This is a genomic window from Polaromonas sp., from assembly GCF_031411155.1.
Classification (GTDB): Bacteria; Pseudomonadota; Gammaproteobacteria; order Burkholderiales; family Burkholderiaceae_C; genus Polaromonas.
Genome location: NZ_JANOAL010000201.1, coordinates 1 through 9,811, shown reverse-complemented (window position 1 = coordinate 9,811; position 9,811 = coordinate 1). Strand labels below are relative to the sequence as shown.

Genomic DNA, 9,811 nt, shown 5'->3' with positions numbered 1-9,811 from the left:
CTGGTTTCGGCCGTGCCAGGAGCATGACCCTACGTATAAAATACGAATACGTATTCACAAACAAAACAGAAAAGACACACGGACATTGTGTCCTACGAATGTTCTTCCACCTCCGTTACGCCGCCGCTTATGGCAAATTTCATAGCATCGGTTGCGTTAATATTCGTGACCACCCGCACCCGGCCGATGGGCACGCCGGGGGTGCGCTCTGGATCCCGCTCCAGCATGCCGCCTTTCGGCGCCTGCTCGCCGTCTTCATGCTCAACGGCATTGCCAGCGCCGTGCCGGCCACGCTGGTGCTGTTTTTCATCCAGGACCGGCTGCAGGCGCCTCAAAGCATGGAGCCGGTGTTTCTGGGCGCCTATTTTGTCTGCGCCGCGCTGTCGATTCCGCCGTGGCTGGCCCTGGTCAAACGCATCGGGCTGGCGCGGGCCTGGCTGGGCGGCATGCTGCTGGCGATTGCGGTGTTTGGCTGGGCCACGCAGCTGGGCGCGGGGCACAGCGCGGGCTTTGCGCTGGTCTGCGCGCTGTCCGGCGTGGCGCTGGGCGCCGACCTGGCATTGCCCGGTGCGCTGCTGGCCGGCCTGATTCAGGCCAGCGGCCAGGCTGGCCGGGCCGAGGGCGCCTACTTTGGCTGGTGGAATTTCGCGACCAAGCTCAATCTGGCGCTGGCCGCCGGGCTGGCGCTGCCGCTGCTAGCCCTGTTTGGCTATGCACCCGGCGTGCGCGATGCGCAGGCGCTGGACGCGCTGCTGATCGCCTACTGCGTGCTGCCCTGCGGGCTCAAGCTGGCGGCCGCCGCCGGTCTTTACCTGTTCATCATCAAACCACCCCCGAAAGCCCCGCCCCATGAAGCTGCCTGACCTGCTCCTGCCCAAGCCCCGCCTGCCGGGCGCCGTTTCCACCCTGCTGCTGGCCGCCGCCCTGCTGGCGGGCTGCGCCGGGCCGCAGGTCGCCGACTACGCGGCCGAACAGCCGGTGCTGGACCTGCGCCAGTACTTCAACGGCACGGTGGACGCCTACGGCGTCTTCACCGACCGCTCGGGCCAGGTCGTGAAACGCTTTACCGTGGTCATGACCTGCAGCTGGCAAGGCCCGCCGGGCGCCGAGACCGGCACGCTGGACGAGGCCTTCAGCTATTCCGACGGCACCCAGGACCGCCGCGTCTGGACCCTCAAGCGCACGGCCGATGGCAAATACAGCGGCAGCGCCGCCGATGTGGTCGGCAGCGCCCAGGGCCAGGAAAAGGGCAACGCCTTTCGCTGGGGCTACACGCTGAAGCTGCCGGTGGATGGCCGGGTCATCAACGTTGATTTTGACGACTGGATGTATTTGATGAGCGACAAGGTGATGCTGAACAAGGCCGCCATGAGCAAGTTCGGGTTCAGGCTGGGCGAAGTCACCCTGTCCTTCGTGAAACGCTGAAAACCCCGGATTAGCAGCCAAACAGGCCGCCAGCCCAATAACAACGTGCACATATAGCTATTAATTCAATAGCAACCATCACCTGAACCTGAACCTGACGACACCCCTCATGGCCCTCAACCCTCCCCTCACCGACTGGCGCGGCAAAAGCGTCTGGCTGGTCGGCGCCTCCAGCGGCATTGGCCAGGCCACGGCCCACGCGCTGCATGCGCAGGGTGCCCGCGTCTGGGTCTCGGCCCGCAACGCCGCCGCGCTGCACGCCTTCACGCTGACCCACCCCGGCGCGCAGGCGCTGCCGCTGGATGTGACGGACACGGCGGCCATGCGGGCGGCGGCGCGGACCGTGCTGGCCGCCGGCCCGCTCGACCTGGTGCTGTACTGCGCCGGCCACTACCAGGCACTGCGCGCCACCGACTACGACCTGGCGCAAATGCTGCAGCACAGCGAGGTCAACTACCTGGGGGCGCTGCGGCTGCTGGACGCGGTGCTGCCCGATTTTGTGGCGCGCCGGGCGGGCCACATCAGCCTCGTCAGCAGCGTGGCCGGCTACCGTGGCCTGCCCAACAGCCTGGCCTACGGGCCAACCAAGGCGGCGCTGGCCAACCTGGCCGAAACGCTGTACCTCGATTTGAAGGGCAGCGGCGTCGCTGTCAGCCTGATTTGCCCCGGTTTTGTGCAAACACCGCTGACGGCGCACAACCAGTTCGCCATGCCGGCGCTGCTGTCGCCGGCGCAGGCGGCGGACGAAATTTTGCGCGGCTGGCGCAAGGGCCAGTTCGAGATTCACTTTCCCAGGCGCTTTACCTGGGGCATGAAGGCCCTGCGCCTGCTGCCCTACCGTGCCTACTTTGCGCTCGTGCGCAAGGTCACGGCGCTGTAAGCTTGCGGCCATGCACCCCGACCCACTTGCACTTGCACCCGCTCCAGACGCCACAACGCGGGCCGCCGTGGCGCGCCTGACCGATTTTTTTGAGGCGTTGACGCCGGCCAGCCTAGACCGGCTGGACCAGTTCTACACCGCGCAGGCCTACTTCAAGGACCCGTTCAACGAGGTGCGCGGCCTGGCCGGCGTGCGCGGCGTCTTCAGCCACATGTACGCGGCGCTGGAGCGACCGCGCTTTGTCGTCACCGACAGCATCGTCGACGGCGACCAGTGTTTCTTAAGCTGGAACTTCGAGTTTCACTTCAAGAATTTCGACCCGGCGACGCTGCAAACCGTGCGCGGCGGCTCGCACCTGAAGTTCACGGCCGGCGGCCTGATCGACTTTCACCGCGATTACTGGGATGCCGCCGAAGAGCTGTATGAAAAGCTGCCCTGGGTCGGCGGCCTGATGCGCTGGCTGAAAAAGCGCGCCCGGCAATAGCACATCGTATCCACAGGAACGGGCGACCGGCAATGTTCCGCCGGGCCGCCCCCGCATCCCCCAGCCAGGGCCGCGGAACCGGCTTCGCCGGGCCGCAGGCGCAGCGCCCCCTCGGGGGGCAGCGTTTACACGAAGTGAAAAAGCGTGGGGGCCAGCACGTCAGCTCGGCTGGGTTTCCATGAAGCTGAGGCGCTGTGCCAGCTTGTCCTGCAGCTTGGCCAGGTTGGGGTAGCTCTCACGCCAGTTGATCTCGGGAAAGCGGAACTCGAGGTAGCCCAGCGCGCAGCCGACCGCCACGTCCGACAGACTGAGGTGAATGCCGCTGCAAAACGCCTTGTCGCCCAGACCGGCGCTCATGGCCTTGAGGGTGGCGTTGATCTTGCCGATCTGGCGCTGCACCCAGGCATCGCAGCGCTGGGCCTCGCTGCGGCCCGACCAGGTGGCTTCGAGGCGGGCCAGAATCGCGGCGTCCACCAGGCCATCGGCCAGCGCTTCCCAGGTTTTGACCTCGGCGCGCTCGCGGCCCTGCGTCGGAATCAGCTTGCCGACCGGCGACAGCGTGTCCAGGTATTCCACGATGACGCGCGAGTCAAACACGGCTTCGCCGCCCTCCATGACCAGGCAGGGCACCTTGCCCAGCGGGTTGGAGGCGGTGATGGTGGTGCTGGCGGCCCAGACGTCTTCCTGGACGAACTGGTAGTCGAGTTTTTTCTCAGCCATGACGATGCGCACTTTGCGTACATAGGGGCTGGTGGCGGATCCGATGAGTTTCATGGGTGGGCTTGTGATCGTGGTCCGTAGTTAGCGCATTCTATCGATTCGGCGGGGCCGGCGGCGCGGCGCCGTCTGCCCAGCGCCACAGTTGCCCGGCCTACAATTGAGTCATGAGCCCGACCCCCCATTCCTCCGCCGCGTTTTCCACCATCAACGCCCTGTCCCCGCTGGACGGCCGCTACGCCGGCAAACTGGGCCAGCTGCGCCCGCTGATGTCCGAGCAAGGCTATATGCATCGCCGGGTTCAGGTCGAGGTCGCCTGGTTCATCGCGCTGTCGGATGCCAAATTTGCCGAATTCAAGCCGCTGAGCCCCGGCGCGCGCACCTACCTGCTGGGCCTGGTCAAGAATTTCTCCGAGGCCGATGCCGTGGCCATCAAGGAGATTGAAAAAACCACCAACCACGACGTGAAGGCCGTGGAATACTGGATCAAGTCCAGGTTTGAAGCCCGGCCCGAGCTGCAAAGCGCCGGCGAGTTCGTTCACTTTGCCTGCACCAGCGAAGACATCAACAACACCAGCCACGCGCTGCAGCTCAAAAGCAGCCGCGACCAAGTGGTGTTGCCGGCGCTCGACAAGCTGATTGCCCGGCTGCGCGAGATGGCCCACGCCTTTGCCGATGAACCCATGCTCAGCCGCACCCACGGCCAGACCGCCAGCCCGACCACCGTGGGCAAGGAAATCGCCAACGTGGTGGTGCGCCTGGTACTGGCGCGTGAAAAGATCGCCGGCGTCAAGATCATGGCCAAGATGAATGGCGCCGTCGGCAACTACAACGCCCACCTGTCGGCCTGGCCCGACTTCGACTGGGAGGCCTTCAGCCGCCAGGTGATCGAGACGCCCGAGCCGCTGGGCCTGGGCCTGAACTTTCAGCCCTACAGCATCCAGATCGAGCCGCACGACTACATGGCCGAGCTGTTCGACGCCGTGGCCCGCAGCAACACCATCCTGATCGACTTTGCGCGTGATGTGTGGGGCTATGTCAGCGTGGGTTACTTCAAGCAGCGCCTGAAAGACGGCGAAATCGGCTCATCCACCATGCCGCACAAGGTCAATCCGATTGACTTTGAAAACGCCGAAGGCAACCTGGGCCTGGCCAATGCGCTGCTCAGGCACCTGAGCGAAAAGCTGCCCATCAGCCGCTGGCAGCGCGACCTGACCGACTCCACCGTGCTGCGCAACATGGGCGTGGCGCTGGGCTACGCCGTGCTGGCCTACAACTCGCTGGGCGTGGGCCTGGGCAAGCTCGAATTGAACCGCGAAGCGCTGCAGGACGACCTGAACGCCTCGTGGGAAGTGCTGGCCGAACCGATACAGACCGTGATGCGCCGCTACGGCGTGCAGGGCGCGTATGAACAGCTCAAGGAAGTCACTCGCGGCAAAACCGTCACCCCCGAGGCGCTGCACGGCCTGATCCGTTCGCTGCAGATTCCAGAGGCCGAAAAAGAACGGCTGCTGGCCATGACGCCGGCCAGCTATGTCGGCCTGGCGGCGACGCTGGCGAAACGGGTGTAATCCTCTCCTTGCCCTGCGGGCGCTGTCAGGCCGGCATGTCGGCGCCGCAGCGCCAGCATTGCTCAAAACCGCCCTCGACGATCTCGCCGCAAACGCAGACCCAGCGCCGCTGCGGCATGTTTTGCAGGCCGTGCAGCAACTCGCGGGCGCGGGCTTCGTCCTCATCGTCGGTCAGCCAGACCTCGGGCAAGCACTGGTCGGGCGGCAACTGGCCGGCCACGCTGCCGAGAAAATAGCGCTGCACGCTGGCCGCCACGCCGGCCTGCCGCAGCGCGTCAACCCACAGCGTGGCAATCGCAATATTCGGGGCTTGGGTGAGGCGAAGCATGGACCAGTGTAGCAATATTTTGCTATAAAAATAATAGCTGTATACGCCCGATAAACGGGGGCTGGAGGCCAAAAATACCTGTTTTTTGCTTTCGGGCGGCGTTCCGGCGGCTTTTCAGGCGCCCGCGGCGGCGCCTGGCTCCCTGTTTTCGAGCGCGCGGTCGGCGTAGTGGCCAAAGCGCCAGGACGTGGCCTGCAGCGTGATGCGGCGCCAGGTGGCGCGCTTTTCGGCCGGGCTCATTTCGGGCCAGCGCTGCACCTCGTCAAAGCGGCGGCCACAGCCCTTGCACAGGTCGTCGCCCTGGCTGGTCGAGCAGATCGCGATGCACGGGGTGTCGGCGGTGGTGTCGTACCAGGCGCGCCAGGCTGCCAGCGCCTTTGGTGGAAAGCTCGCCTCGTCGGCTTCTTCCTCGTGGTAGTACACCAGCAGCGCATAGACCTCGGCCAGCGCGCGCAACTCGGGCGCCAGCGTGATGCCGTCGGGCGAGGGCTTGTTGGCGCGCCAGAAGTTGATGGCGGCTTCGATGTCAGTGATGTGGATGCCGGGCATAGGCTGTTCATTATCGGGCAGCCCGGGCCCGGCCGCTGCGGGGCTGGCGGGCGGGCGATTTGCAAAATTTCCGGTTTTGCGGTCAAATAGCGGAACGAAGGGGAGTAACTCCCCAGTTTTGCTGCACTACTTTCTAACAGACACCCCAGCAAAACCGCATCGGCAAGTCGTCATTACGAAGCTTACGCTTCCGGCTTGCCGGGCATGCAGCGACACTGCATGCTGAGCCAGACCTTCGACTGGAAACCTGAGCAGGTTTGCGTCGAGGCGTTCGCGGCATCTTTTTACTTTTCGCCTTTTCACCGACCTTTCAGGCTTCCACCAGCCGGATATCCGCTGCGCGGGTGTTCATGTCGAACCTGAAACGGAAAGTGCATATGGAATTATTTACAGCTCCCTGGTGGTCAGCCCTGCTGGCCATCATTTTGATTGACCTGGTGCTCGCTGGCGACAACGCCATCGTGATCGCGCTGGCGGCGCGCAACCTGCCGCCGCATCTGCAGAAAAAAGCCATCGCCTGGGGTGCCATGGGCGCCATCGTGGTGCGTGCCGCCATGACGGTCGGCGTGGTGTGGCTGCTCAAGATTCCCGGCCTGATGCTGGTGGGCGGTCTGGGCCTGCTGTGGATTGCCTACAAGCTGCTGGCCGACCAGGGCGACAAGTCGCATGACGGCCCGGTGGCCAGCACCTTCTGGGGCGCCATGAAAACCATTGTGGTGGCCGACGCACTGATGGGCATTGACAACGTGCTGGGCGTGGCCGGTGCCGCCCATGGCTCGTTCGACCTGGTCATCATCGGCCTGCTGGTCAGCGTGCCGATCGTGATGTTCGGCAGCTCGGTGGTGCTCAAGCTGGTGGAGCGCTTCCCGCTCATCATCCACCTGGGCGCCGCCGTGCTGGCCCTGACCGCCGCCAAGATGATTGTCAGCGAGCAGTTGCTGGACCCGGTGTATGGCGGCCCGGATTCGCTGGCCTCACTGGAAACCCTTTACACCGTCGCCCAGTGGGCCACCTATGCCCTGGCCGTGGTGGGCGTGCTGGGCGCGGGCTGGTGGGCCACGCGGCGCGCCAAGTCCGGACAGGAGGCCAACCTGGTGCCCCATTGATGCGGCGCCTGGCAGGGGCTTGTGCAACGGCTCGATGCCAGGGCCTTTGCCGCGTCAGCCCAAGACTTCTACAACGTCGATAACCGAAGGAGAACTTTCATGGACAACATCATTGTGTACCTGGACGATGCCGCCTACGCGCTGCACATCCTGCAACCCATGCTGGCCGCGGGCGAGGCCCGCACCCCGACGCGCTGGATTTTGGTGGGCTGCGCGCCACGCGTGACGCACCATGTCAGCAAATGGGTGACCCACAGCGCGCGCGAAGGCTGGCGCCGCAAGTGGGGCGACAAGGTGTTTGCCCAGGTATTGCCGCTGGTGCAACAGGAAGGCGACGCGGCCATGACGCTGCTGGCCGAAAACAAGCTGTGCAGCCAGACCGAGTCGCTGATCCGGCAACATGGCGCGGCACGGGTGCTCGATGCCCGCCGGCCCAAGTTTGGCCAGGATCTGCAGCCGGTGACGGCCACGCAGGCACAGGAGCATCACGGCGTTCTGGGCTATGCGGCCGCACTGGCCGGCGCGGGGCTGTTGGTCGCCACGGATTGAATGGACCCCCACGCTCGCCACTGCGTGTGCTTCGCTGCCCCCCGAGGGGGCGTATTTTCCTTGGGACGGCCCGGCGGAAATTGATGCCCCCACGCTTGTCGCTTCGCGTACTGCGCTGCCCCCCGAGGGGGCTGGCCTTGCTTGGGGCGGCCCGGCGCGGCGGCCGTTAGCCCCCACGCTTGTCGCTTCGCGTACTGCGCTGCCCCTTGAACGGGAAGCTGGGGCGCATGCTTTCTGGGGTGGCAGTGGTATTCTGCGGCCATGAAACTCATCCTCAAATGGCTGCTGAGCGCCGCCGCGCTACTGGCGGTGGCTTACCTTTATTCGGGCGTGGTGGTGACCAGCTTTACCGGCGCGCTGATTGCGGCGGCCGTGCTGGGCGCGCTGAACATCGTGCTGCGCCCGATTCTGGTGCTGCTGACGCTGCCGGTGACGCTGGTGACCCTGGGGCTGTTCCTGTTTGTGGTCAACGCGCTGGTGTTCTGGGCTGCGGCCAGCCTGGTCAGCGGCCTGAACGTGAGCGGTTTTGGCGCGGCCCTGATTGGCTCGCTGATTTACTCGGCACTGCAGCTAGCGATCGATTTTGTCCTGGAGCGCCTGCTCTTTAACCAGTAGCTCCATCTGCCGGGTGCGGGTGTCGATGATCGAGCCCTCGACATGGTCGGCGCTGGCCGGGTTGCCGCGCATCAGGCCCTGCGCGGCCTTCAGCCGGTCCAGCGCGGCCGGGTAGTCCAGCTGCGCGGCGCGGCCTTCGGCATCGGCGCGTATGGCCCGCACGCTCTGCTCCTGGTTGCCGTAAGCCACCGCCAGCAGTTGCCAGGCTCCCGCATCGCGCGGGTGGGTGGCGACCCAGGTTTGCAGCCGCTCCGACACCTCTTTGGCCCGACCGGCCGCCAGCAGGGCGCGGCCCTGCAGCAGCAGCTCGGCGCGGGTCGTTGCCCGGCCCAGGTCCAGCGTGGCCGCTGCCGGCGGCACGGCGCCAGCCAGCAGATCCATCTCGACCGACAGCAGCTCCACCGTCTGGCTGGCGCGCGGGCTGACGGCGGCCAGCGGCTTGAGCCGGGCGACCAGGCTGCGCGCCGCGGCAAAATCGCGCAGCTGGGCGGCGGCCAGGGCGCCGGCGTACAACACGCCCGCATCGCGGCTGCCGGCTGGCGAGGTGGGCGGCTCGGTCGTCGGCGCGGCCAGCCGGCGCTGGGCCTCGGCCAGTAGGGTGCGCAAGCCGTCCACGCCGGGCGCGGCCAGGGCGCGGGCACGGGCCGCCATCAGGGCGTGCAGCAGGCGCGCCTTGCCGGCCTCGGCCTCACTGTCCTTGTTGGCGCTGGCGGCGGCGCTGGGCGCCAGCTGCAGACGCGCCTGCGCCTCGGCAATGCGTTCTGAATGCAGCGGGTGCGAGCGCAGGTAGGGAAACGCCCCGCTGTCATTGAGCCGGGCGCCCTGCTGCAGCTTGTCGAACAGGGCGGTCACGCCCCGGCCCTGAAAGCCGGCGTCGGTCATGACGCCAAAACCGATGCGGTCCGCCTCGCGCTCCATGCCGCGCGAAAAATTGAGCTGGCCCTGGACCGCCAGCGCCTGCCCGCCGACCACGGCCGCGCTGGCCATGTCGGAACTTTTGCTGGCGGCCAGGGCGCCCAGAATCATGGCCGCAATCAGCAACGGCGTCTGCCGCGACTGGTTGGTCATCAGGCGCGAAATATGCCGCTGCGTGACATGGCTCAGTTCATGCGCCAGCACCGCCGCCAGTTCATCGGCGCTGCCCGCGCTGCCAATCATGCCCAAGTGCAGCCCCAAATACCCGCCCGGCAGGGCAAAGGCATTGAGCGTGCGGTCGCGAATCAGAAACAGCTGCCAGGCAAAGCGCTCATCGAGTTCGGGGGGCAACTCGCCGCGCGCCCGCGCCGCCGCCAGCAAGGGCTGCCAGATGCCTTGCAGGTAGTCGACCAGCACCGGGTCGTCTATCGTGTCGGCGTCGCGGTACAGACTGATCGCAATCCGGTCGCCCAGGCGGCGTTCGGCGCCGGGTGTCAGCTCGGAGCCCTCGCCCAGATGCGGCAGCGCGCCGGAGCCGCCGGGCTGCGGCGCAGCGGTCTGGGCCAGCGACACGCTGGCCCAGACCGCCAGCACCAAGGCGGCCAGCGCCAGCCGTGCCAGGGGACAGCGCGCGTTTCCAGTGAATTTTTCAGAACGGGCGGAAGGGGACAA

General features: G+C 66.2%; 11 protein-coding genes and 1 pseudogene. 8 read left to right on the top strand and 4 right to left on the bottom strand.

Features of this window, described 5'->3' with window-relative positions; genetic code table 11:
- Positions 1-194: 194 nt before the first annotated feature.
- The 4 genes and pseudogenes from RMO23_RS12715 to RMO23_RS12700 form a co-directional block, all read left to right on the top strand.
- Positions 195-863: pseudogene (locus RMO23_RS12715) on the top strand (MFS transporter); the annotation flags it as partial.
- Positions 850-1,425 carry a DUF3833 domain-containing protein gene (locus RMO23_RS12710; protein WP_309682026.1) on the top strand — a complete coding sequence of 192 codons (576 nt, stop codon included), beginning with the start codon at positions 850-852 and terminating at the stop codon, positions 1,423-1,425. The pseudogene RMO23_RS12715 and the gene RMO23_RS12710, both read left to right, overlap by 14 nt.
- A gap of 109 nt (positions 1,426-1,534) precedes the next feature.
- The gene (locus RMO23_RS12705; protein WP_309682024.1) at positions 1,535-2,305 is read left to right on the top strand and encodes an SDR family NAD(P)-dependent oxidoreductase; all 771 of its coding nucleotides are present in this window, start codon (positions 1,535-1,537) and stop codon (positions 2,303-2,305) included.
- 10 nt (positions 2,306-2,315) lie between these two features.
- On the top strand, positions 2,316-2,789 hold the full coding sequence (locus RMO23_RS12700; protein ID WP_309682022.1) for a nuclear transport factor 2 family protein: 474 nt from the start codon (positions 2,316-2,318) through the stop codon (positions 2,787-2,789).
- Positions 2,790-2,948: 159 nt separating this feature from the next.
- On the opposite strand, the gene RMO23_RS12695 is transcribed toward RMO23_RS12700, so the two are convergent.
- The gene (locus tag RMO23_RS12695) at positions 2,949-3,563 is read right to left on the bottom strand and encodes a glutathione S-transferase N-terminal domain-containing protein (RefSeq protein WP_309682019.1); all 615 of its coding nucleotides are present in this window, start codon (positions 3,561-3,563) and stop codon (positions 2,949-2,951) included.
- 110 nt (positions 3,564-3,673) lie between these two features.
- Between RMO23_RS12695 and purB the strand changes: the two genes are divergently transcribed.
- Positions 3,674-5,077, top strand: a complete 1,404-nt coding sequence (gene purB, locus RMO23_RS12690; protein WP_309682018.1) for an adenylosuccinate lyase — start codon at positions 3,674-3,676, stop codon at positions 5,075-5,077.
- Positions 5,078-5,102: 25 nt separating this feature from the next.
- Here purB and RMO23_RS12685 read toward each other — a convergent pair whose 3' ends face one another.
- Both RMO23_RS12685 and RMO23_RS12680 read right to left on the bottom strand, forming a co-directional pair.
- On the bottom strand, positions 5,103-5,405 hold the full coding sequence (locus RMO23_RS12685) for a DUF2007 domain-containing protein (protein ID WP_309682016.1): 303 nt from the start codon (positions 5,403-5,405) through the stop codon (positions 5,103-5,105).
- Between the two features lie 114 nt (positions 5,406-5,519).
- Entirely contained in the window at positions 5,520-5,954 is a 435-nt protein-coding gene (locus RMO23_RS12680; RefSeq protein ID WP_309682014.1) for a DUF3717 domain-containing protein, read from the bottom strand.
- A 377-nt stretch (positions 5,955-6,331) separates the two neighbouring features.
- Here RMO23_RS12680 and RMO23_RS12675 point away from each other — a divergent pair, with 377 nt between their 5' ends.
- The 3 genes from RMO23_RS12675 to RMO23_RS12665 all read left to right on the top strand — a co-directional run bounded on the left by RMO23_RS12675 (position 6,332) and on the right by RMO23_RS12665 (position 8,224).
- Positions 6,332-7,060 carry a TerC family protein gene (locus RMO23_RS12675; RefSeq protein ID WP_309682013.1) on the top strand — a complete coding sequence of 243 codons (729 nt, stop codon included), beginning with the start codon at positions 6,332-6,334 and terminating at the stop codon, positions 7,058-7,060.
- Between the two features lie 99 nt (positions 7,061-7,159).
- Positions 7,160-7,609 (top strand): hypothetical protein, encoded by a 450-nt coding sequence (locus RMO23_RS12670; protein WP_309682011.1) that lies wholly within the window; start codon positions 7,160-7,162, stop codon positions 7,607-7,609.
- A 261-nt stretch (positions 7,610-7,870) separates the two neighbouring features.
- The gene (locus tag RMO23_RS12665; RefSeq protein WP_309682009.1) at positions 7,871-8,224 is read left to right on the top strand and encodes a phage holin family protein; all 354 of its coding nucleotides are present in this window, start codon (positions 7,871-7,873) and stop codon (positions 8,222-8,224) included.
- Here RMO23_RS12665 and RMO23_RS12660 read toward each other — a convergent pair.
- Positions 8,180-9,811 carry a M48 family metalloprotease gene (locus tag RMO23_RS12660; protein WP_405041602.1) on the bottom strand — a complete coding sequence of 544 codons (1,632 nt, stop codon included), beginning with the start codon at positions 9,809-9,811 and terminating at the stop codon, positions 8,180-8,182. The two genes, RMO23_RS12665 and RMO23_RS12660, sit on opposite strands and share 45 nt — an antisense overlap.

What these genes read in the sequence shown, in the direction of transcription:
- RMO23_RS12710 (WP_309682026.1), top strand. Translation starts at nt 850, where the DNA reads ATGAAGCTGCCTGACCTGCTCCTGCCCAAGCCCCGCCTGCCGGGCGCC.
- RMO23_RS12705 (WP_309682024.1), top strand. Translation starts at nt 1,535, where the DNA reads ATGGCCCTCAACCCTCCCCTCACCGACTGGCGCGGCAAAAGCGTCTGG.
- RMO23_RS12700 (WP_309682022.1), top strand. Translation starts at nt 2,316, where the DNA reads ATGCACCCCGACCCACTTGCACTTGCACCCGCTCCAGACGCCACAACG.
- RMO23_RS12695 (WP_309682019.1), bottom strand. Translation starts at nt 3,563, where the DNA reads ATGAAACTCATCGGATCCGCCACCAGCCCCTATGTACGCAAAGTGCGC.
- purB (WP_309682018.1), top strand. Translation starts at nt 3,674, where the DNA reads ATGAGCCCGACCCCCCATTCCTCCGCCGCGTTTTCCACCATCAACGCC.
- RMO23_RS12685 (WP_309682016.1), bottom strand. Translation starts at nt 5,405, where the DNA reads ATGCTTCGCCTCACCCAAGCCCCGAATATTGCGATTGCCACGCTGTGG.
- RMO23_RS12680 (WP_309682014.1), bottom strand. Translation starts at nt 5,954, where the DNA reads ATGCCCGGCATCCACATCACTGACATCGAAGCCGCCATCAACTTCTGG.
- RMO23_RS12675 (WP_309682013.1), top strand. Translation starts at nt 6,332, where the DNA reads ATGGAATTATTTACAGCTCCCTGGTGGTCAGCCCTGCTGGCCATCATT.
- RMO23_RS12670 (WP_309682011.1), top strand. Translation starts at nt 7,160, where the DNA reads ATGGACAACATCATTGTGTACCTGGACGATGCCGCCTACGCGCTGCAC.
- RMO23_RS12665 (WP_309682009.1), top strand. Translation starts at nt 7,871, where the DNA reads ATGAAACTCATCCTCAAATGGCTGCTGAGCGCCGCCGCGCTACTGGCG.